This window comes from Burkholderia theae, from assembly GCF_048565265.1.
Classification (GTDB): domain Bacteria; phylum Pseudomonadota; class Gammaproteobacteria; order Burkholderiales; family Burkholderiaceae; genus Burkholderia; species Burkholderia theae.
In genome coordinates, this window is the sequence record NZ_CP183462.1 from 2,735,905 (window position 1) to 2,759,359 (window position 23,455).

Genomic DNA, 23,455 nt, shown 5'->3' on the forward strand with positions numbered 1-23,455 from the left:
GCCCCATCACGCCGCGCATCGAGGCCGCTGCACGCCGGACATCGCGCGCGGCACCGTCAACCGCAAACGTATGCAGCCTTAATTCCACTCACAAACGCTATGCAAATTTCGACTTTCCCTGCCCCGAATCGCGCATGCGACCCGGGCGGAAAGCCTTTTGAAATACGTCAGGATTTCGAAAGATTCGGCGCGCCCCGGCGGAATCGGGAGGGCGCGTGCGTCGCCCGGCGCGGCACGTGCCGCCGCGCCGGTGCCGAGCCTGCCCTCAAGCCGCCTTCGGCAACGCCGTTTGCGCCGCCCCGATCACATCCGCCGCGACACGCCGGCCTTTCGCGATCATCGGCCGCTCGACGCAGCGATACAGCAGCTCCGTCGCCCCGGCGACGAGCAGCACCATCAACAGCGTGTACTGCGGCCACAGCCGCGCGGTAATGGCAATCTCGTGAGCGCGCGTGTACCGGAACATCAGCTCGTTCGTCAGAAAGAACATCGGCAGATGCACGAGGTACAGCGAGTAGGAGCGCCGGCCGATGCAGTCGAACGCCCATTGCAGCGGCTGCGGAAACGACACGACGCCGCCTTCGCATGCGGCCATGAACACGAGCGCGGCCGACAGCATGCAGACGACCGGCACCGCGACGACGTTGTCGAAGCCGATCGCGGTGATCGAGCCCAGCACCAGCGCGAGCACGAGCACGACGGCTCCGCCGAGATAACCATTTCCGCGGGCGCTCACGCGTATCGCGGCGAACCAGGGCCGGGTGGTCGCCAGATACAGCAGGCAACCGTACAGCATGCCGTCGCAGCGCGTCTGCGTATAGAAGAACACCTTGAGCGGATCGGCAAGCAGGTACGGGCGGATCGCGACCGAGACGGCGAGCAGCGTGAGCGCAAGCCACAGCGCCCGCTGCCGCGTGGAGCGCGTCAGCATCAGAAACAGCGGGAACACGAGATAGAACTGCTCCTCGACCGACAGGCTCCAGTACTGCGCGAGCGGCACGCCCGGCGCGATCTTGTGATCGGGCAGCCAGAAGTTGAACGTGTACGTGAAGATGGACAGCGCCGCCTGCAGGTTGTAAGTGGTGTCGGCAAAATAGCCGCCCGCGTTCAGGCATGCCCCGCAGGCGACCACGATCAGGATCACGCACCACGCAACCGGCAGGATCCGGAACGCGCGGCGCACATAGAACGCCTTGACATGCGCCGCGAGCGCGCCCGGATCGGCGCGCAGCGCATCGAATTCGCTCACGATCGTGCGCGAAATGATGTAGCCGGAAATCACGAAGAACAGGTCGACGCCGGCCCACGCGTTGCTCAGCAGATCCAGCGGGGTCGCGGGCCCGGCGAACTGCATCGTGAACGTCCACGGATAGAACACCTGACGCCAGTGCACGTAGCAAGTCAGGAGCACGGCGATCGCCCGCAGGCGATCCAGCTCCAGGTTGCGCGGCGTCCGCTGCGCGATGTGCGCGAGCGCCGAATGGTCCGGCAATGCCTTCATGATTTCCTCCGTCCGGATAGGGCGGCGCCGGCGCGGGGCATGCGATCCGGCACGCCGGGCCACGTGATCACAGCTTGGTGCCGCCGTCGACCTGGACGATGTCGCCCGTGATCCAGCGCGCGCCGTCCGACGCCAGAAACGCGATGACGTCGGCGATGTCTTCCGGCTGCGCCACCCGCTGCAGCGCCTGGAGCTTGAAGACCTGCTCGCGGCCCGCGTCGCTGCGCACGAACGCCGACATGTCGGTGTCGACGACGCCGGGCGCGACGCCGTTCACGCGAATGCCGCGGCTGCCGAGCGCCTGCGCGAAGTGCTTGACGAGCGTGTCGATCGCGCCTTTCGTCGCCGCGTACGCGGAGATCTCGCCGACCGGCGAACGCGCACCGAGCGACGACAGCAGGACGATGCTGGCGCCGTCGCCCATCAACGGCAGCAACTGCTGGGTCAGGAAGTACGGCGCGCGCACGTTGACCGCGAACAGCCGGTCGAAATCGTCGAGCGACATGTCGTCGATCGACGCGTTCATCGCGATGCCCGCGTTCGCGACCAGAATATCGAGGCGGCCGTCGAGGGCCTCGCGCGTCGCGGCGGCCAGTGCGTGCGGGCCGTCCGCCGTGCCGAGATCGGCCGCGAGCGCGTCGGCGCGCCCGCCTGCCGCCCGGATCTCGGCCACCACGGCTTCCGCTTCCGCCGCCGCGGTCGAGTAATGCACGAGCACGTATGCGTTCTGGCGCGCGAGTGCGAGCGCCGTGGCGCGTCCGATGCCCCGCGACGCCCCCGTGACCAGCGCGGTTTTGTTGCCCAGATGTGATTTCATCTGCGATGTCTCCAGCAATGAATGGGAAAGAGGCCGCGCAACGCGCCGATGCGTGCGATGAGCGGCCCGAAGCCGCCGGGGCAGCCCCGGCGCGGAACGTTCGACACAGCCGGCTCAGCAGGCCGCGACCGCAGCCATCGCACCGCTTGCGCGTGCCTCGGCAAGGAGCTGATTTGCGGCAAGCTGCGCGACGGTCAATACGGAGGGCTGAATGTTGACCGCGGGCACTTCGGGAATCACCGAAGCGTCCACGACGCGCAGGTTCTGGATACCCCACACCCGGAACCGCGCATCGACCACGCTCGTGGCGGGATCGCGGCCCGCGGCGCAGCTGCCGACGAAATGCAGGCCGGGTGCGGCGTTCTGCCGGATGAACGCGAGCTTGTCCGCGCGCGTCACGAGCGACGCACTCGACTGCAACCCGCCGTTGTACGGCGCCAGCGCGCGCGCCGCGCCGAGCGCCAGCGTGCGGTCGAGTGCCGCGATCATCGTGTCGCGGTCGATCGCCTCGGCCAGGTAGTTCGGGTCGAGCGCCAGCGGCTGACGCGGGTCCGCGCTGACGAGCCGGGCCGTTCCCCGGCTGCGCGGCTTCGCGAGGAACGGAATCAGCGTGTAGCCTTCGCCCGCGGCAAGCGGGCCGCCGAACGGATACTGCATGCCGGCCACCTGGATGGTCGGCGCGCTGACCGCCGTGCCGCCGTAATACGCCATCGTCGACACGCCGTTCGACACCTGCGGCGCAATCGCCATGCGGGCCTTGTACGTGACGCTCAACAGCAGGTGATCGTGGAAGTTGCGGCCGACGGCGGGCATGTCCTGCCGCACCTGGATACCGAGCGGCGCCAGTTGATCGAGCGGCCCGAGGCCGGACAGCATCAGCAGTTGCGGCGACACGGCGGTGCCGGCCGACACGATCGTCTCGCGGGTCGCGTGGATCGTGAGCGCGGACGATCCGAGCCGCACCTCGACGCCGCGGCAGGCCGTTCCCTGCAGGACCAGCTTCGAAACCACGGCGTTCGACAGGATCGTCAGGTTCGGCCGGGCCAGCGCGGGCGCCAGGAATGCCTGTGCCGGCCCGGCACGGTGCCCGTCGGCGGTGGCGTTGACTTCGGTCACGCCGGTGCCGTCGAGCCGCCGGCCGGCGTTCAGCTCGATCTGCCCGAGGCCCGTCGACACGCCGGCCGCGAGATAGGCCGCGGTGAGCGGATGCGCGTCGGCATAACGGCCGACCGTGATGTGACCGGCGGCGGTGCCGCAGGTGCGTGACGCCTGCGTCATCTGCAGGTACGCGCGACTCAGTTCGGCCGGATTCCATTCCGGACCGACCAGTTGTTGCCACGCGCGATGATCGCGCGGATCGCCGCGCAGCCAGATCATCGCGTTGATGCTGCCCGAACCGCCCCAGGTCTTCCCGGCCGGCGACGCTTGCTGGCGGCCATCGAGCTGCCCCTGCGGCACGCTCGTGCGCGCCCAGTCGGTATCGCTGCCGAGATTGCGCAACCAGTCGGCGACGAGTGCGACCTTCGACTGGCCGAGCTGGTTGCTGCCCGCCTCGATCAGCAGGACCGACGCGCCCGACGCGGACAACCGGTCGGCCAGCAGGCATCCGGCCGACCCGGCGCCGACGATGACGTAGTCGTAGCTGTCGCGCAGTTTCCCGGTCTGGCTGGCTTCAGCCGCATCGATGAAATGGCTGAACTCGCCGATCCCGGCAGCCCCCGCGCCCAGCGCGGCCAGTTTCCCCAGAAACGCCCGGCGGCCCGCGGGCCTGCCGGGGTTCGAATCGTTCAGTTGCGGATGCTGCGGATGGTGCTCGGCCTCGTGACTCATGGTCGTCCCGGCAATTGGAATTGGAGAAGGAAGTGGAATGAACGGGCGACGCGATCGCGCCGCCCGATGGACAACCGATCAGGTGCGCGTGATCGACACGCCGCCTTCGACGAGCAGCGCCGTTCCCGTCACGAAGCTCGACAGATCGGACGCGAGATACAGCGCCGACTTCGCGATCTCTTCCGGATTGGCCATCCGCTTCAGCGCGTGAATGCTCTCGACGAACGCCTTCTGCTCAGGCGTGCTGGCCGCCTCGCGGCCCATCTCGGTGTCGGTCCCGCCCGGCATCAGCACGTTGACGCGCAGGCCCGACGGGCCATACTCGGCAGCGAGCGTCTTGGTCAGGCCGACCAGCCCTGCCTTGCTCGCGGCGTACGCCGCCATGCCCGGAAAGCCGACCGTGTGACCGACGAACGACGACGTGAAGATCAGCGAGCCGCGCTTGCGCGCGAGCAGCGCCGGAATCTGATACTTCGCGCCGAGGAACGCGCTCGTCAGGTTGGTTTCGAGCGTGTCGCGCCAGCCGTCCAGCGTGATGTCGGTGACGCTGCCGAGCGCACCCATCGTCGCGGCATTGTTGAACGCGACGTCGAGCCCGCCGAACTTGCCGACGGCCAGCTCGACGGCTTCCTTCGCGCAACGCTCGTCCTTCACGTCGCCCGCCAGTGCAATCGCCTTGCCGCCGAATCCGGCGATCTCGTCGACCAGTGCGTTGAGCTGCGCCGCACGGCGCGCCACCAGGACGACGCTCGCGCCTTCTTTCGCGAACAGCTTCGCCGCCTCGCGGCCGATACCCGAGCTGGCGCCCGTCACGATTGCGGTCTTGTCAGCGAGAAGAGTCATTTTCTTTACCTTGATTAGCATTGCGTATTAACAGATCGCGCCGGCAGATGCGTCCGGCGCTTTCACTCACGAACCTTCGCCCGATTTGAACAGCTTGATCAGGCCCGGCAGGTTCTTGCCGAACGGAGCGACGCCCTCCTCGACCTTCTCGGCGTAGCTCCAGAAATCGGTGCTGAACATCATCCCGAATTCACGCGCCTCGCTGACGGCCTTCAGCTGCACGATCGGGTTGTTCAGCGCGCCCTTGACGCCCGGCAGCATGGGCTTCGCGATGGACTTGAAGTAACCGAGCAGCGACTCGCCCGGCGTGTCGGGCGTCCACACCAGTTGCACGACGACGGTCTTGTCCGACACGTTGAGAAAACCGTGGATATGATTGCGCGGACCGAACACGAGGCTGCCCTTCTTCATCGGGATCATCCGGATCGTGTCGCGCCCGGCGATGTTCGGCGGCTGGTCGAGATCCTTGTACTTCTTCGTGCCCATCAGCATCACGATTCCGCCTTCCGGCGCGTAGAACCATTCGTCGGTCAACGTATGCAGGTGCAGCGGCGGCCCCGATCCCGGCGGAATCTCGACCTTCGCCATCAGATACCGGCCGCCCGTGCTGTCGCCGGTGCGGACGAACTTGATCGACGCGCCCTCCGGCTCGCCGTTGACGACCAGCGGCTCGGGGTCGTCCTCGACAAGCGCGAAGGCGGCCGCGTTGGCCTGCGCGTCTTCCGCCCAATCCGACTCGACGTCGTGATCCGCCCGGTGGTGCTGCGAACCGGCATGATCGGCCGACCCGGTCGACGTTTGCGCTTCCTCCAGCATTTCACTCATGGTCGCTCCTCAGTTGAACTTCCGTGTTAAACCCGTGTGCTGCGCCGGCCGGATGCCCGACGTCGGCCGAACCGGTCGCGCGCCCGGCCACGCGATCGAGCAGTTCGCCTGCGTGGCGCGGCACGAAGTCGCCTCGCCACGCGACATGCTGGTCGGGCCGAACCAGGACCAGCCGCCGCTCGTACAACACCGGCGCCGCGTCCGATACGATCTCGACGATCGACAGCGGAATGGCACGTGCGTGTGCGGCATCGACGAGCCGCGCCGCGCCGTCGTCAGACGCCGACGGTTCAGCCGGCGTCCTCACCCGCAACAACGTGAAACCCGTGCCGAGCAGGTCGAATACCGAGCGGCGCACGCCGTCCGCGCCGGTCAGCCAAAGATGCGGCAGACGGCCACCCGGCACGCTGCTTGGCCGGTAGGTCAGCGGGTCGTCGTCCGGTGCGTCGCCATCCGGCCAGACGATCGTCGAGCCGTCGTATCGCGCCCCCAGCTCCACACCGATCGCTTCGAACTGCGTGCGAAACGCCTGCAGCGCTTCGCCCATCCGCGCGCGCGCCGCGTCGCCCTGCGCGCCCGCCGCCTCCACCTCCGCCGGAACCTGCACCTCGCCGACGCGCTGTGTCAGCCGGCGCGCCGCCGCCGTGTTGCGCAGCGCGATCGGCCGGCGCTCCGCCTCGTAACTCGCGAGCAATGCCGCGCCGCCCCAGCCCTGCACCGCGCCTGCCAGCTTCCACGCCAGGTTCGCGGCGTCGTCGATGCCGGTGTTCATGCCGAAACCGCCCGTCGGCGAAAACAGGTGAATGGCGTCGCCGCAGAGGAACACGCGCCCGTCCGAGTAACGCTCCGCCACCAGCGCGACACCGCCCTGCCACGGCGCGTGAGCGAGTACCTCCACCTCGACCGGCCGGCCGACCCCTTCGCGAATCCGGCGAATCACCGCCGCATCGTCCGGCAACGCATCCTCTTCGTCCGCCTTCGACATCAGCAAAAACTCGTCCGCCCCGTCGAGACTGATCAGCAGCATCCGCGAGCCGGGCGCCATCACGTTGTACATCCACGACTCGCGCCCCTTGAGCAGCTCGCGATGCAGCGCCGGAATCCGCACATGGCTCGAGATCATCCGGCCGCTCAGAAACCCGTCGCTCGCACCGCTCGGGCCGAGATAACGAATGCCGAGCGCACGCCGCACGAAACTCTGTCCGCCATCGCAGCCGACCAGGTACGCGGCCCGCCATGACTCGCCCGACGCCGTACCGTCCGTGACTTGCGCGTCGAGCGTGACGCCCGCGTCGTCCTGCTCGAACCGGCTCACGCACCAGCCGAACCGCAAGTCGATGTTCGGCCGGGTGCGCGCATGGGCCAGCAGGAACTGCTCCACGTACATCTGGTTCGCGCGCAGCAGCGGCTCGGGCACCTGGTCGACGTCTTCGGCGGTGCGCGCCGCCTGCATCCGTTCGTACTCCGAACCCATCGCGAGCCGAGCCAGCTCCCAGTCGGCGAGCCGCGTGAAATACGCGACATCGCGCGGATGATCGGGCGGCAAGCCCAACGCGCGCACGGCCTCCGCTATGCCGAGGCGGCGATAGTGCTCCATCGTCCGGGAATTGTGCGTGCTCCCCTTCGGATGCCAGCGGCTGTCGGATTCCCGGTTGAACACGACCGACGCGATGCCGTGGCGATCGAGGAACAACGCGAGCAACAGCCCCACCGGGCCGCCGCCCACGATCGCCACGGGACGTTCGTGCATCGTTCCGGACCGGGGGCGCGCTTCACATGCGGCGTTCGACATGCACGCTCCGGATTTACGCCGCGTCGACCGCGGACGGCTGCCCGCCCGGCCACAGCCGCAGGATGTCGTAGCGGTGCGCGCCGGCCCCCTCGCCGTAAGCGGACGCCACGATCGTCGACGAGTAGTCGTGTTCGGCCAGCATGTCCGTCAGCGCCCGTTCGTCGCCGAGGCTGCTGAAGCCGATCAGCAACTGCCCGTCCGGCGTCAGGTGCTGCGACGCCTCGCGCAGGAACCGGCGATGCGCGAGGTACCCCGCGTCGCAGAACGCCTGCAGGATCGGCTTCTCGAACACGTAATCTTCCGGGACGAACACGAAATTCGAGTTCCAGAAGATCTGGTCGAACCGCTCGCCGGGCTCCAATACGTCGAACAGGTCGCCGTGCCGCGCCGACACCCGGTCCGCCACGCCGTGCAACAGCACGTTGGCCTGCGTGTTGCGCACGGCAGCCGCGCTGATGTCCGCGGCCACGACCCGCGCGCAACCGGAGAGGGCGGCCATCACCGATGTCACGCCCGCGCCGCAGCCGATTTCGAGAAAGCTGCCCCCGCGGCGATACGGCAGGTGCCGCGTGAAGATGCCCGTCGACTGAAAATGCGTCGGAGGGAACACCCCCGCATGCACTTCGAAACTGCGGCCGTCGCACACGTAGTGGACGATGCCGTCCGCCTCGGCGGCGGCCAGCCGGCGCCGCACCGATGCAAACGCGTCGGATTCGTAGTCTTGATCGTTCATGTGTCGCCTATCCGTTGTTCAAACGCGCGCGGCCGAACCGCGCGCGACATACAGGACGTCGCGCGTCCCGGCCGCACCGTCGAACGCCTCGCGCAGCAGTGAGCCCGCCGAATCGCGCAGCAGCCGCTTCAGTACCTTGCCGGTCGCGCCCACCGGCAGGAACGCCAGGCTGCGCACGATCGCCACGGCCACGCCGCGTTCCGGCAGCACCGCGCCGCATTCGGCAAGCAGCGCCTCGAGCACGCCTTCCGCCACGCTCGCCGGATCAGCGGCGTGCCGGTCGGGCAGCACCAGCGCGAGCAGCGCCGGATCGTCGGCCGTGCCGCCGCCCACACCGACCACGGCCACGTCGCACACGCCCTCCACCTGCTGGGCCACTTCCTCCAGCTGCAACGTATAGAGCCGGCCCGCCGCCGTCTCGACCACGTCGACTTCGCGGTCGATCTGATAGAAGATGCCGTCCTCGCAGTACGCCACGTCGCCGGTCAGGAAATAGCCGCCTTGCCATGCCCCGGCCGTACGCTCCGGCTGCTGCCAGTACCCCGACGTGATCGTCGGCGCACGCACCGCGAGCAGGCCGCGCTGGCCCGGCGCCACTTCGCGGCCCGTCACCGGATCGAGGATCTTCGCGACTGCGATATCCACCGGCCGGCCGATCGCGCGTTGCGGCGCCAGCGCGGCGACGGTCGATTCGCAGCGGAACAGCGCCATGCCCAGTTCGGAGCTGCCGAACGCATCGATGAAGCGCGATTCCGGCGCACCGACCAGAAGACGGCGCGTATGGCTCTGGTGCGCCGCGTCGCCCATGCTGAACCAGCGCCGGACGGAGTCGAATTCACGCGCGCCGACGCCGCCCTCGACCAGCTGCATGTAGCTCTTCGGGAACGCGACGACCGTGGTCGGACGAAACGCGCGGATGGCCGCACGCACCGCGTCGCCTTCCTGCGTCCCCATCACGTAGGTCGGAATGCCATGCAGCACGGCGGTTTCGAGATGACTGATCGCCGCCGAATGCGATTGCGGCAACGCCGTCAGCAACCGCTCGTCCGGGCCCTCGGCAAAGCGCCCGATGCGGGCCCGCTTGCCCATGAAGAATTGCCGGTGCTCGAAGCGCACCGCTTTCGGGATCCCGGTCGTGCCCGACGTATGGCTCAGCATCACCAGCGTCGAATCCTCCGGCGCCACCGGCCACCAGGCCGGCAACTGCGCGTCGCGCCGCAGCGCCGCGCGCGATGCGTCCACCAGCCGACCCGCGTTCGACGCGCGCCAGTGCTGCACGAATGCGCTCGTCGCCTGCGTGTGCGTGTCCGCCACCAGCGTGTCGAAGCCGTTCTCGCTCATGTACGCGGCGCCCACTTCGGCCGGCATCGCGGGATTGATCAGCGCGATCGCGGCGCCGAGGCTCGTCAGCGCGAGGTAGTGGAGAAACGGCGCGATGCCGTCCTCGACGCACACGGCCACCACGTCGCCGCGGCCCACGCCCTGGCCCAGGTACCAGTCCGCCAGCGCCGCGCGATACTGCTGCAGGGTCGCGAGGCTGAACGCCCGGACCGGCACACCGTCGCCATAGTTCACCGGCTTGTCCAGCTGCAGGAACTCGACATCCTTCGCCGGATTCAGCGCGAGGCACAGATCGACGAAGTTGCCGCTGCCCAGCGACGCATCGGCGCGCAGCATGGCCAGTTCGGGTTCGGGCAAGCGGGCGTCGGCATCGGGCACGTCCTCGCCCGGATACGACAGCAGCTCGGTCAGCATCGCCATCCGGCGCCGCACCATCTCCTCGCCGACCGCGATCACGCGCGCGCGCCGGTAGGGCTTCTCGGCAAGCATCCGGTCGATGATTTCGCGCATCACGATCGCGTGCTGCTCATCCTCCTCGACGTGAATCTGGAAGAATCGCGTGGCCTGCAGCGGCGCATCGCGGTGCCGCAGCGCGTCCAGGATCGGGCCATAGACGATCGGCACGATCGCTTCCGCGCCGAGGCACAGCGCGGCCAGGCCGTCCAGCGGATCGGCGCCGCGGCAATAGAGGAACATGACGTCGATCAGCGCACGCGTGCTCGACAGCATCGGCAGGCTGCGCGGCGCCGCCGACATCGCGTCCATCGACTGAAGATACAGTTCCGCGTGCGACACCTGGTCCGTGCCGTCGCCCAGCAACTCCTCGGCGAGGTTGTGCGACAGCGCCTTGAACTCGTTCAGCTCGGTCAGGCCGCCCATCAGCGAGCACAGGTAACGTGTGAAGTACTGCGAATAATATTGGTGCTGAATCAGGAAGCCGCGCAATTGCGCGTCGCTGACGGTGCCGTCGCGGCACGCCGCGAGAAACGGGTTCGCGCCCAGCTCCTCGAGCAGCCCTTCCGGAAACATGTCCGCCCAAAGCTGCGACAGCTGCATCGGGTCGGCCATGACCTGCGCCGCTGCCGGTCGATCGTTCATTGCATTCATCGGATTGGTTCTCCACGGCCGCGCCCCCATGGCGCGGCGAACGGAATCACACGACATCGAGTTCGGCCACCTGCTCGGACCGGCCTTTTACGCTGTCCGCCAGCCTCCTGAGGAGCGCCTGCGGCCGCGCATGCTGAAACACGTTCCGGCCGATGCAGAGGCCGGTTGCGCCATGCCGGATCGCAGCCTGCGACATCGCGACCAGCACCTCCTCGTCCGCCTTTTCGCCGCCCGCGAAGAAGATCCGGATGTCGCGTCCGTGAACGGAAGCCAGCGCCTCGATCTCGTCCACCGACGCATACGCGAGCTTCACGGCGTCCGAGCCCAGTTCCGTCACGACCCGCACCAGGTGATGCAGGCGGGCCAGGCGTTCCGCGGCAGTCGGCGCCTTCACCTTGTCGTACAGCATCGTCAGCAACGGCAGCCCGGCGGCATGGGCCGCGTCCGTCACCGCGCCGAGCATGGCGAAGTTGTGCGCGAAATTGCTGGTCGTGAAGTTCACCTGAATCGACACCGCGTCCGCGCCCAGCTTCAACGCCGTGTCGATATCGGCCACCATGATCTTCGTGTCCGCATCGGGCGACAGGCTCGCCATGCCGTTCAGGTGCACGATCACGCCCGTTGCCGGGTGCAGGCATTGACGCACGATCAGGCGCTCGATCAGCCCCTTGTGACCGAGCACCGCGCTGAGGTCGCGGCTGCCGACCCAGCTTTCCAGTGCCTCCGTCGCCTGCATGCCCGCAATCGGACCCAGCGTCAGTCCATGGTCCACCGGCACGATCAGCCCGCGCTGCGAATCCGGGAACAGGATCCGGCGCTCTCTCAGTTTTCTACCGACGTAGCCCATCGACGTCTCCTACTGTTCGATGATCGTCTCGTTGATCTTGATGCCCACGTGACGCCCCGGCTCCGTCACGTAGCCCAGTACCTTGTCGCCAGGTTTCAGTTCCGAGATGTTGAGCGGCTTGGCGGCGTCGGAAAACACGCGCACGTGCCAGTCGTCCTGCATCAGGACGTTGACGCGCTCCTTGCCCGGAAACTCCACCTCGATCAGGCGCAGCGGACGTTGCTCGATCTTCATCCGGCCCACCGTCGCGCGCCGTACGCGGCCTTTCGCATTCACGAGCATGACCGGCGAGCCCGCCTTGAGCTCGCTCATGTAGTCGGTGCGGTTGCCGGTATTGAAGACATAGGAATGCACGGCCCCCGCGTTGACGCGGAACGGACGCAACTCCATGTAAGGCAGGAAGAACACTTCCGGACAGGCCAGCAGGCCGCCTTGCGACGTGCTGCCCACCAGCATCCCCTCGTCCGGCGCAAACAGCGTCGACGTATCGATGCATGCGCGGTAGCCCATGCCCACCGGGCGGCTCTGGATCACCGTGCCGGTCTGGATCGACAGGTTCTCGTGTTCCGCGTCCGCCATCTGCTCGAGGAACGAGGTCATCGCCTGATGGTCGCGCGGCGAGAAAATCACGCCTTCCGCGCCGTACTCCATCACGCCGTACGACACGATCGCGTCGTCGACGTTGGTCGGCTCGTTGATTTCCTTCATCAGGATCGTGCCCGTCGATTGCAGCGACGCGATCACCAGTTCCAGCGGAATGTTGGTCGGGTCACGGAAACGGATCCACAGATAGTCGAACCCCAGCCCGTCGTTGATGGCGCCGAGCAGGCTGTCGCGATCGTCGACGTAGCTCGTGTAGCAGGTCGAAATGCCTTCCGCACCCAGTTGCCGCAGCGCCGCGATATCCGCACAGGCCACGCTGCGCCGGCGCTTGCCGTCGTCCTTGAACTCGGCGAACAGCGGACCTTCCCGAAACGCGTTGATGTCCGCGGCATTGCGCAGGCGGAGCACGATCCGCATCCGGGCCGGAATGGCCGGCAGCAGGTTGGCCGCGTTGTCCGGGTAGACCACCACGCCGCTGTACAGCGAATTGACGACCCGCACGAACATGCTGTCGTCGGGATGCGGCCGGGCCAGTTGCGCCGTGTCGTACCACACCAGTTGCCCGTCCAGGGCCGCGCGCTTCGACTGGCCGTTCGCCGATACATTGGTCAGCTTCACCGACGTCCGCTTCGCAACCGTCTCCTGAGTCTCGAACGGAGTCGGAATCGTCGTCGGTTCTTTCGGCGCGGGCGTTTCCTTGATCTTCGCTGTCACACTCGCATTGCTCATGCGCATCCTCTCCAGGTGGATAAACAAAGACACGGCGCGGCTACTGGCGCCATGCCACGAACTGTCGACGCTCAAGCCTGAACCAGCTCGCAAGGCATCCCTGACTGCGAGACACGGTCGATCTTTTTATTGGAAATCAGTATTTCTCTCGGTGGCGCCTGTTTCAGGCAGTGACGCAACGCGGCGATTGCCGCAGCCATACCGTCGGGAGTAAAGCCAATTGGCTCTCCCGGATAACAGATGTAACTTTTGCGACAACTGAAAAATATGTATCCGTGATTCGGAATATTTGACGAATCGAAAAATTCAACCACCCAACGGATTTGCGGTGATTCATTCATCATTGACTCGCCGGAAAAACGTATGCACTCGATGCAGCGACCGAAGATGTCCATTCGCCAATGCCGATGCAAGGCGAACCGGATGATTCAACTCCCAACGATTCCGCGGTGATTAATTCGTCAGCAACCTGGCTCCCGGACCAGCACCAGCGCCGCCCCGGCAGACATGCCTTTCTCGTTTCACGCTGCCGTCTCTCGCCGGCAGGTCATCGCCACTCGTCAAACCCTGGATGCGCGCATCGCTTCACATGACGAAACAATGATTTCGTTAGTTACTCGAGATGCGAAAATCGATTAATTTCCTGAACCGATTTAATGCAGCCGATCTTTTCAGCATTACGGAATAAACGGACTTCTTTCACACGGCCAACGCTCTTTCAAACGGCTTGATCCGGTGAATTATTCACATTCCTTCAACCTCATTGGCATCGCGTCGCTAGTGTAAATGGAAGTTGCTCTGCAATTGAATAACATCTCAAAAAAATTTATCGGAATGAGAGAGCAAGAACGCTATTGACGCGGGGCGCGATTTTCTGTCACTGAAATACGCTCGATTTCAGGATGGCAATGCGCGCGCGGACCGGGCGGTCGCTGCCTGACAGGCGGTGGAAAAAGGGGCCGGACAGCGCCGGAAGAGGAAGCAGCGGACACCCCGGGGCAGCGGCGTTGGCATGCGCGGAGCTGGCGTGCCGACGCCTGTACCTGATGCGTGGGATCCGCTTATCGGAGATCGTCCGCGAACGGACGCACGTGCGCGCCGCCGCATTGGCGTGGCTGTTTGATGTTGGTCACGTCCACGTCAACCTTAATGTCAGGAATACGGATTTTTATATTGATACGGCATCCATATCATTAGGCATATTGATAACGTGCAACGGGATTTCTCCGGACATGTTGGAAGAAGTTCGGTGTGCTCATCCAGACGGAGATTTCGGGCACGTTTCCCGAAGCCGAGCGACAATCGCCGGGGGTCGCGAACGGTCGTCGAACGATGCGAAGCGAACCGTTCATGCCAGTCATCGCCGTGGAGACCTGGCCCTTCCGCTGCCACGAAAGGGCCATCGGTTCAGTCACAGAAACAGCAGTGCCGGATTCAGCTCCTGTTCGCCGCACGGCTGCGCGCGCCAACCCAACTCCACCGGAACCGAGTAGAGCCGTCGCGCGCCAAAACGCGGCCAGAAATGGCACAGCCCCGGCGCGATGACCTGCACCACGGACAAGCCGATGTCGGGCCGCGTCTTGTCGACGACGAGCACGTCCATGCCGGCCTCCGCGATGCGCCCGACGCAATGCGCAAGCGCCGTGGGCAACGATGCAGCATCGGTCGGCTGCCAGGTCGCGCGCGTCGTGCAGCGCACGCCGTCCGCCGGATACAGGAAACCGGTTGCCAAGAGTTTGTCGCGATCCCACGGGTGCGGAGCATCCGCTGCGATATCGAGCAACTGGTTGACTTCGGTCAGCGCCCGCTGCACTGCGATTTGACCGTCCGGATGGCAGCCGAAGCCGATCGAGAACCGCCCGTCTTGCGGATTTTCCGCCAGCGCGGCCACGGTCGGCACCCCGAGATCGGTGGTGATGTCGAGCGCCCACAGACGCCATCCGAACACCGCGTATTCGCGCACGAGCGCATCGAAATACGGATCGTCGAAACTCGCGAGATCGATGCCGGGGCGCGGGATCCGGTTGTACCACCAGATCGCGACCGCATCGCGTTCGATCAATTCGAGCATGCCCTGCAAAATCGCCTCGTCGACGCTCGATCCCGCCGCGCAGCCGTTGGGATTGTGCACGCATGCGGCATGAGCCTGCGCGCTGTCGGGCGTTTCCGCATAGCAGTAGCTCAGCGGTACCAGATGGCGCCTGCCGGTCACGAGCGACCAGGCCGGCGTCCAGTCGATGACGTCGTGCGCCGTGAAACGCGGCGGCACCTGCTTTCGAACATCGTGGGTCAACGCGTTGATCGCATCGCGCGCGTCGAATTGCCGTTCGCTGAACTGCTGAAGATCGTTCACGTGAATCGGTACGGCGTCGCATGCCGGATCGGCGAGCAGGCTTTCGATGCTTCCGGTCAGCGTCGCCTCGTCGCCTTGGTACACGCCGCTGAATCGTTCGAGCGCCTCGCATAGCGCGCTCGCACGGGCTTGATCGTCGGTGCGGCCCTTGCCGGAGCAGAGCCTGTCGAACCGGTTGCTGCCCGGGACGGCGGCCGGGCACACGAGAAAGCCCGACGCATAGACCTTGCGCAGGCCCGCGTGTCGCTTCGGCATCGGGTGCAGATACGCGATCGCGCCGCTGACCGGCGATATCAGATGCGCATAACGCTCGAACACCTGTTGCGGATCGGCGCTACGGTAGCCGCCGTCGGTACGCGTCAACGGCGCATGGTCGGCGAGCCGCGGCGCATGCGCCGCCTGTTCGCGCATCCACGCGGGATTGCCGCAGCACGGGCATTGCGGACGCCTCGTCACGCGGTGCCGCTCGGCGGTCGACGTGTCGATGCGCTGCGCCACGATATGCGTTTGCAGCCGTTCCGACGCCGTGCGGTTGACCGCGATCTGCTCGACCGTCGCCGCCACCAGCGCCGCCGCGGCGGCGGCCCCGGCGCGCGAGGCGGCCGGCGGCAGACGCGTCGCGTCGCTGCCGTGATGGCGTGCAAGCAGCGCCTCGACCGGCCGGTTGATGCGAATCCAGTAGCGCACGCATTCGATGCACGGCGCGTCGGCCAACGCGCCGCCGCCGGCCAGCAACGGTCCGATCAGCGTCTGCACGCCGCTGGCCGCGACGACGAGCAATGCCCCGCCACGCGCCGCCGTGCGGGCGGCGCACGCGGCGAGATCGTCGCGGTCGTGCGTATCGGTGATCGCGACGGTCAATTCGGCGTCCGGCACGACTTCGATGCCGGCCGTGTCGAGCGCGCGCCTGAGCGCGGCATCGTCGGCGCCGAACGCCTCGACCGCAACACGCAGTTGAACGACGTGCGCACAAGCCGCGTCGCCGTCGAGTCCGGCGCGCTCGAAGAAGCCGCGCGCCGCATCGTCGTCGTGCGGCGAGTCGGCACGCAGGTACCCGCGCTGCACCAGGTGATCGAGCCGCGCGAGCACGTCCCATTCTCCGAACGTGCCGGCGAGCGATGCCACGATCTCGGCGATCGTCATCCGCGCCCGCAAGCAGGCGGCGATCTGCACGAAGTGCGCGCCGGACAGCATCGCGCGCTTGAATTCATCGACGACGAACAGCGTCTCGGGCCCCGCATCGAGCACGAGCAAATGCGGTTTGAAGCGCAACACGCGCGAAAAGTCATCAAGCATCGTCTGGTTCCGTGCAGCGGGTCAACAAACATCGCGGTCGCGCCGCGCGACTGTACGCGGCGCGACCGCGCCGGGTCAGCAGCAGGTGAACAGGTAAGTCGACCCGGCGTCGCTGTAAGCCGCGAGTGCAACGGCTTCTTCGTCCCGGCTCAGCGGCTTTTCCGGTATGCCGACCGTCATCACGTTGCGCGGCAGGTGCCAGCTCCCGCCGTCCTTCCCGTGGTCCCTCCAGCCATGATCGCCGTCCGGTGGTTCGACGACCTCGATGTCGATGATCCACGGACACTGGTAACCGAAGTATTTCGCGAGCGTATCCAGCGGCTTCTTCAGCAGTTCGTCCTTGAAGTCCGGGTTTCGCCATGAAAGCGCGATCGCACGCAGATAGACCTTCTGAAACTCCAGCATCGATTCGAGCGTCGGATTAGCGTTTTCCTTTGCCATGTCGGTTTCCCCTGACCTCATTCCATGATGGTGATGTGGTTCGCGTTGTAGGCGGCCAGCGCCTGCGCGAAGTGCTTCTCGTTCGCCGGCGCGGGCGGCAGAAACAACGTGAGCTTGTTTTTCTGGCCGGCCGTCCAGTCGCCGTTGACGCCCGGTGTCCAGGCCGACGACTTGGTCTGCACCTTCAGGTCGAGATCGAACGGAAAGTGATAGTCGAAATGCTCGCGCAACGCGTGGATCGGATTGGCCTCGAGTTCGTCGAGAAACGCTTTTGAATGCCACGCGAGCGCTATCGCCCGAATGACGGTTGCCCGGTATTCGAGAAACTCTTCGTACGTCGGTAATCGATTATCCGTGCTCATCAGTATGTTCTCCTGATTGATGAATGGAACCACTTACGGCAACGACTGCAACATCGTTTCGGCAAGCCTGGCAATGCGGCCCATGCCCGCCGTCGTTGCAACTTCGATTGCGCGCCGGCACGCGGCCAGCGCGGCCACGCCACCGCATCGCGGATCGGCGCGGCGCAAGTACTCGCACTTCTTCAGCAGCAGCTGTGCTTCGTAATACCGTTCGCCGGTCGACTCGCACCACGCGAGGCACTGCTCGACCTGCGCGAGCGCGGCAGGGTAGTCGCCGCGCCCGGCGTCCAGTTCGGCAAGCAGCGACGCGTAGTAGGTCAGCCCGAGCAGGCCGCCCGATTGCCGCTGCGCGTCGAGATGCGCGACGATGCCCGCGCGATCCCCTTGCGTCCACGCAAGCATGATCGCGGCGTAGTGCTCGACCGCGCGCAGCCGATGCACCTCCGACAGACGGAGAATCGCTTCCGACAGCGTGCGTGCCGCGTCGCGATCGCCCGCCAGCTGGTACGTGCGTGCGAGGTACATCATCGTGACGCCGAGCGTCGGCAAATGGTCGAGGCAGGTCGCGCAGTACACCGCGTCGCGCGCCATCACGAGCGAGGCCTGCGGATCGTCGTCCATGCACCAGCGCACGCTCGCGAGCGACGCCATCGTCCACGCGCGCGTATCGATCCCCAGGAGGCGCCGATGGTCCACGTCGCGCCGTACGTCGTAGCCGGCCAGCACGGCGTCGAACGCGGCGCGGGCGCGCGTATAGTCGCCGTCGACCCACAGGCTCATGCCGCGCATCGCGTCCGCCGCGACCTGGACGCCGGCGTCGCCGCGCTCGGTCGCGAGCGCGTCCAGCCGCGTGCCGATCCTGCGCACGGTGGGACGATCGCCCGCGACGTGGTAGTAGGTCGACAGCGTCCAGAGCGCGCTGATCTCGAGCGCCGGGTCGTCGAGCGTCTGCATCTGCCGCAACAGTTGCTCCGCATGCTCGCGCACCAGCGGATCCGCCCAGCCGAACCGTGCCATCGTCGCGTGCGTCAACGTGGCGCGGATGCGCGCGCTGTCGTGCTCGCGCTGCGCGTAGTCGGCGTTGCCGAGCCAGTCGAACACCGACTGCCCGTAGCGGATCGCGTCGTCGTACCGGGAACGTTCGAGTGCGCGGCGCGCCGCGTCGATACCGTGGACGATCGCGTCGGCGAAGGCACCCGAGCGCGCGAAGTGTCCGGCAACGCCGAACGCATGCGCGCCGGCGCCTCGATCGCCTTGCGCGAGCAGCGCGCGGCCGACGCGCGCATGGTTGCCGCGCCGCACGGCGGGCGGCATCGATTCGTACGCCGCGTCGCGAATCAATGCGTGGCGAAACGAATAGAACACGCGATCGCGCCGATGTTGCGCGTACACGATCCGCTCTTCGAGCAGCAGCCGCAGATGCGCGTCGAGCGTGGCCCGGTCATGCGGCGATGCGTCGGCGAGCAGTTGCGCATCCACCTCGAGCCCGATGGTCGCGGCGAGCTGCGCGGTGTCGCGCGCGTCGTCGATCCGGTCGAACGCGAGACCGAGCATGCCGCCGAGACTGAGCGGAAGCGGATAGGGGTCGGTTGCCCGCAGCTCCGCAAGCGAGCCGTCCGCGCCGCTCATCGTCAACTCGCGCGCGACGGCCTCGATGAACAGCGGGATACCCGCCGTGCGCTGGGCGAGCCGGTCGAGCCAGGCCGGATCGAGCGTGCCGTGGCCCACACACGCCGAGATCAGGCGCTGCGCGTCGTCGCGCGGCAGGCGGCGCAGCACGAGGCGTTCGGTCGCGCCGCGCCAGCGCCCGAGCTTGACGGGGCGCGACGTGTACACGATGCCAAGGGCCGCCGCGCGCGGCGAGCGCTGCAGGTACGCAAGAAAATCCTCGGTCGAGCGATCGATCCACTGGACGTCCTCGACCACGAGCAGCACCGGCGCGCCGTTGCCGAGCGACACGATCAGTTGCTCGAGGACGTCGAACAGCGCGTGCTGTTCGCGCGCACTCGACCACAGAAACCCCTTCGCATCGCAGGGTAGCCCCAGCCAGGTCGCCAGTGCGACACGGGCCGCCGCGTGATCGCATTCGAGCGGCGCGATCATGGTGTCGATCGCCGCGAGCGCGACACCGGGCGGGCTGTCGGCGTCGATATGCCAATGCGCGCCGATGAATCTCAGGATCGGAAACAGCGCATGATTTTCCCGCTCGGGCAGGCACCCGCAATGCGCGAAGGTGTGGCCCTGCATCCGGACGGCCTCGCACAGCTCGTGCACGAGGCGCGACTTGCCGATTCCGGCATCGCCGACAACGAGCCGCGGCACGCCGCGCGGCGCAGGCTCGCCGCGCATCGCGCGACGATGCCATCCGAGCGTCTCCTGCCACGCGCGCATCAGCGCGTCGAATTCGCGTGCGCGGCCGACCATCGGCGCCCGCATGCCGACGTCGAGCGAATCGAACGGCGTATCGGCACGACGTTCGCCGAGCAATTCATGAACCGGCTGCGGCACGAGGCCCGCCCGCGCCAGCCGCAACGAGGTCGGCCGATAGTCGGCATGCCGTTCGAGCGCGAGCCGCGCATCGTCGCTGATCAGGATCTGCCCGGGCCCGGCAAGCCGCAGCAGCCGCGCCGCCGCCGCGGGCGTCGATACGCCCGACATGCGCGACGCATGGGCGAGAACTTGCCCGACGTGAATCGCGGCGGCCACCTCGACGCGCCAGCTTTCGCCACCGGCGCGGCCGCCGGGCGCCGTCGGCAGCCGTGCGCGCTCGGTCACCCGCACCATGTCGAGTGCCGCGCGCGCGGCACGGCGCGCCGGCCGGTCGATGTCGCCGCGCAGGCCGAAATGGAACAGCAGCGTGTCGCCGAGCCGTCCGTCGACCTGCGCGCCGTAACCGACAGCGATGTCGGCGCACTTCGTCAGCCATTGCTCCTCGTAACCGTCGAGCAAGTCACCGTGATCGGTTCCGGCGTGGCGTTGCCGGCCCACGCCGGTGATCGTCACGCAACAGCACAGCGTGGTGATCTGCCGGTACTCGCCGACCGTCGCGATCGTCTCGCTGCGCGGCGCGAACGGGCGCGGACGTGTCTGCATGCTGGTGCGGCTGGCATCGAACTGGCCGACGAGCGCGGCGAAGTTGAGCGCGCGAAACGGCACCGCGAGTTCGTCGGCCGACGCGGCGCGCTGCTCCGGATTCTTGCTCAGCGCGCGCCGCAATACCGAGCCGAGCGGATGCGACGCGATCGACGGCGGGAGCGCGACATCCACCGGACTGAGCTGCTGATAAAGAATGTCGGCCACGCTCGCGCCGTGCATGACGACCTCGCCCGTCAGGCATTCGATCACGATCAGGCCCCACGCATACAGATCGGTTCTGGGCGTCGGCGGCTCGTTGCGCAATTGCTCGGGCGCGCAATAGGGCGGCGAACCGAGCACCTCGGTCGCGAGCGTCGAGGTCTGGCGCGCGATGTCTTCCGTGCCGGGCAACAACGCACCGATGCCGAAATCGAGGAGCTTCGCGTGCGGCCCGTTTTCGGCCATCGTGATCACGATGTTCTGCGGCGTCAGGTCCCGATGCACGATGCCCTGCCGATGCGCGGCCGCGAGCGCGTCCAGCACCTCCGTCATCAGCCGGCCCGTATCGACGGCCGACAGCGGCCCCTCCGCCGCGAGCCGGTCGCGCAGGGTCCGGCCCTGCACCAGCTCGAATACGGCGAACAGCCGGCCGTCGGGCGCTTCCCCCCGGTCCAGCAACGCGACGATGTTCGGGTGCCGCAGCGCCTCGCACAGGCTCGTCTCACGCTGAAAGCGCGCACGCTGGCGCGCGCGCTCCGCCGCGGTCCGCGCGGCGTCATCCCGCATCAGCTTGATCGCGACGGCTTGCCCCGTCTCGCCGCAGGTCGCGCGAAACACCACGCCATTGCCGCCTTCGCCGAGCAGCGCACCGAGCCGATAACGCCGGGTGCCGACCAGCTCCGCGAAAGGCGCGGCGGGCTGCCGCGGTTCACGTGCTTCCTGCACAACGGGCGCGCGGGACGGGGTCAGCAACACGGCCGGTTCTCCCGTGTTCACGAGTAGTGGGCGACCAGGCTCGGCGCCGGACGAGGCGCGCCGATACGCGGCTGGACGCCCGGCACCGACTGGCATTCGAAGTGCTCGCCGCGCATGACGCGGAACGGAAAATCGCCGAACCGGACGCTGCCGCGCCGGCGTTCGACGAGCTGGCTCCCGTCCAGCCCCGGCAGCGCCGCGAACTGGGCCCGGGCGCGGTGAATCTGCACGTTGACATGGGACGTATCGATGCCGAGCATGCGCGCCAGCCGGTCGAGTTCGATCCAGCCTTGCGTGGCGGCGTCGTGGCCGGCCTGCATGTCGGCCGAGCGCGCGCGGGCGAGCGTCACGAGGCTGTAGTGATGGGCGCGCTCGCCGAGGTCGACCACGCCGCCGCGGACATGCAGCAGCATCCGCACGTGTTCTTCGTTCCGGCTGACGAAAAATTCGAGCAGTTGCGCCGGCACGGCCGGATCGGCGGGCGCGGCGAGCATCACCGTCGAGCCGCTGCGCACGAGGGCCAGGCGCCACGTGATGCCGCCGGTCGACACTTCATCGCCGTCATGGAGCGCACGCGGCGGCAACGTGTCGTCGCACAGCCATTCGCCTGCCGGCGACCGGACGATCGTGACCGGCTGCGCGGCGTGTGCCGGCAGGATCTGCCGCGACGCGAGCACGATCGGGGGCGCGGCACCCCGGACCGGCCACAGCGTGTCGGCCGGATCGTCGAGCGCCTCGACGCGCCACGGCGCGACACCGGCCCTGCCGAACCGGATCACGTCACCCTGTTGCAGCACCACATGCTCGCCGTCGCGCAACGGCACACCCGATACCGACGTGCCGTTGCTGCTGTGATCGTGGAGTTCCCATGAACCGCCGATCCAGCGGATATGGGCATGGACGCGGGACACCGACCCATCCCGGATGACCGTGTCGCAGCGTGCGGCATCGCGCCCGAACACGTGATACGCGCGGAGCAGGCATGCTTCTCCGGAGGTATCGTTCTTGAGTATCGCCATGGCCGCCCCGTATCGGATTCGCCCGGATCGCCCGAGTCACGCATCGGCGCTGCCGGGCAAGCGATTGATTCATTAATCGCGAACAATCTCGACTGTTCGCCGCCTCGTTACCTGTTTTCTCGTCAGCTTCCTTTCGAATCGTTGCTCATCCGGCACGTGTTATTTCGGTTAATAGAATTGCCGACCGTTTCGCCGTTTTAAAACCGAGCAACTTGATGAAAATCCTGCCAAATAAAATCGCGCATCGCAACCGGAATACTCGATCCGGGATTTTATATTGCAATGCTTTACATTTTCGGCGAATTTCCGGGCTGCAAATAAAGGGTCGAAAATCTTCATCAACGCGCGATCCATGGCCGACGTACGTTGTCTGGGTGAGATCACATTGAATGATGCGCCTGACTTGGATACCTTTGCTGGCACGGAAAATCTGTTTGATGAAACGGAAATCAATTAATTCATTTCAATCGGCTTAAAAAACATTCCGACAATTTAAATAATGATCGCCAGTGTTTTGAAAATCAGCATTGCCTCATTTATTGCATCAGGACGTTGCGTCACGACGAGTTTCTCGAAGTGTCTTCGGTAGTCGAATAAGGGTCGGCACGACTGTGCCTTTCGATTAATAGCTCGCGGCCACTGCGAAATCAGGTCTTGCGTCGACCGCCAGATCATCCAACCGTCCGGTCGTCAGGATCGACCCGCCCAAAAGGTTGACGGAACGCATCGGCGGGAATCCTCGTCGCAAGCAGACGGCCGCAGTGTAGGTTCGCAAAAAAAGGTGACCTCCACGGTCCATCCAAATCAATGAATTGGTCATCTTTTCTGCGAATTTTCCCGCCAGGAAGTGGCAAAAAAGATGGTCTTTCCCTACAGAATTCGCAGAAAAGTTGACCTCTGAATGAAGGCCGCCCCACAACCCCATAAAAATCGAAGATTTACATGTAGATCAAGCCCCGTGGAACA

General features: G+C 66.4%; 16 protein-coding genes. All 16 read right to left on the bottom strand.

What is annotated here, in order from left to right:
• Positions 1 to 265: 265 nt before the first annotated feature.
• Positions 266 to 1,501, bottom strand: a complete 1,236-nt coding sequence (locus ACN22W_RS29915; RefSeq protein ID WP_419688212.1) for an acyltransferase family protein — start codon at positions 1,499 to 1,501, stop codon at positions 266 to 268.
• A gap of 67 nt (positions 1,502 to 1,568) precedes the next feature.
• Positions 1,569 to 2,318 (bottom strand): SDR family NAD(P)-dependent oxidoreductase, encoded by a 750-nt coding sequence (locus tag ACN22W_RS29920; RefSeq protein ID WP_412023460.1) that lies wholly within the window; start codon positions 2,316 to 2,318, stop codon positions 1,569 to 1,571.
• A gap of 114 nt (positions 2,319 to 2,432) precedes the next feature.
• Entirely contained in the window at positions 2,433 to 4,148 is a 1,716-nt protein-coding gene (locus ACN22W_RS29925) for a GMC family oxidoreductase (RefSeq protein ID WP_419688213.1), read from the bottom strand.
• Positions 4,149 to 4,226: 78 nt separating this feature from the next.
• Positions 4,227 to 4,991, bottom strand: a complete 765-nt coding sequence (locus ACN22W_RS29930) for an SDR family oxidoreductase (RefSeq protein ID WP_048250630.1) — start codon at positions 4,989 to 4,991, stop codon at positions 4,227 to 4,229.
• Positions 4,992 to 5,057: 66 nt separating this feature from the next.
• Positions 5,058 to 5,816, bottom strand: coding sequence for a cupin domain-containing protein (locus ACN22W_RS29935; protein WP_129516137.1), 759 nt, complete (start codon positions 5,814 to 5,816; stop codon positions 5,058 to 5,060).
• A complete protein-coding gene (locus ACN22W_RS29940; protein WP_419688214.1) occupies positions 5,809 to 7,566 on the bottom strand; it encodes an FAD-dependent monooxygenase in 1,758 nt (585 codons plus the stop codon). Before ACN22W_RS29940 ends, ACN22W_RS29935 begins: the two co-directional genes overlap by 8 nt.
• A gap of 55 nt (positions 7,567 to 7,621) precedes the next feature.
• Positions 7,622 to 8,341 (bottom strand): methyltransferase, encoded by a 720-nt coding sequence (locus ACN22W_RS29945; protein ID WP_412023465.1) that lies wholly within the window; start codon positions 8,339 to 8,341, stop codon positions 7,622 to 7,624.
• 18 nt (positions 8,342 to 8,359) lie between these two features.
• Positions 8,360 to 10,780, bottom strand: coding sequence for an AMP-binding protein (locus ACN22W_RS29950; protein ID WP_419688215.1), 2,421 nt, complete (start codon positions 10,778 to 10,780; stop codon positions 8,360 to 8,362).
• A gap of 55 nt (positions 10,781 to 10,835) precedes the next feature.
• A complete protein-coding gene (locus ACN22W_RS29955) occupies positions 10,836 to 11,636 on the bottom strand; it encodes a class I fructose-bisphosphate aldolase (RefSeq protein ID WP_412023467.1) in 801 nt (266 codons plus the stop codon).
• 9 nt (positions 11,637 to 11,645) lie between these two features.
• Positions 11,646 to 12,968, bottom strand: coding sequence for a 3-dehydroquinate synthase II (locus ACN22W_RS29960; protein ID WP_193101996.1), 1,323 nt, complete (start codon positions 12,966 to 12,968; stop codon positions 11,646 to 11,648).
• A 71-nt stretch (positions 12,969 to 13,039) separates the two neighbouring features.
• Positions 13,040 to 13,363 carry a hypothetical protein gene (locus ACN22W_RS29965; RefSeq protein ID WP_412023468.1) on the bottom strand — a complete coding sequence of 108 codons (324 nt, stop codon included), beginning with the start codon at positions 13,361 to 13,363 and terminating at the stop codon, positions 13,040 to 13,042.
• Between the two features lie 1,016 nt (positions 13,364 to 14,379).
• The gene (locus ACN22W_RS29970; protein ID WP_419688216.1) at positions 14,380 to 16,617 is read right to left on the bottom strand and encodes a TOMM precursor leader peptide-binding protein; all 2,238 of its coding nucleotides are present in this window, start codon (positions 16,615 to 16,617) and stop codon (positions 14,380 to 14,382) included.
• Between the two features lie 75 nt (positions 16,618 to 16,692).
• Positions 16,693 to 17,058: a BMA_0021/BMA_0022 family TOMM bacteriocin gene (locus tag ACN22W_RS29975; RefSeq protein ID WP_343491128.1), complete on the bottom strand. Its 366-nt coding sequence runs from the start codon at positions 17,056 to 17,058 to the stop codon at positions 16,693 to 16,695.
• 17 nt (positions 17,059 to 17,075) lie between these two features.
• Positions 17,076 to 17,420, bottom strand: coding sequence for a BMA_0021/BMA_0022 family TOMM bacteriocin (locus tag ACN22W_RS29980; protein ID WP_193102005.1), 345 nt, complete (start codon positions 17,418 to 17,420; stop codon positions 17,076 to 17,078).
• A gap of 33 nt (positions 17,421 to 17,453) precedes the next feature.
• A complete protein-coding gene (locus ACN22W_RS29985; RefSeq protein ID WP_419688217.1) occupies positions 17,454 to 21,491 on the bottom strand; it encodes a TOMM system kinase/cyclase fusion protein in 4,038 nt (1,345 codons plus the stop codon).
• Complete coding sequence (locus ACN22W_RS29990) at positions 21,488 to 22,489, bottom strand: FHA domain-containing protein (protein WP_419688218.1); 1,002 nt, start codon at positions 22,487 to 22,489, stop codon at positions 21,488 to 21,490. The genes ACN22W_RS29985 and ACN22W_RS29990 overlap by 4 nt, the downstream gene beginning before the upstream one ends.
• Positions 22,490 to 23,455: the final 966 nt, after the last annotated feature.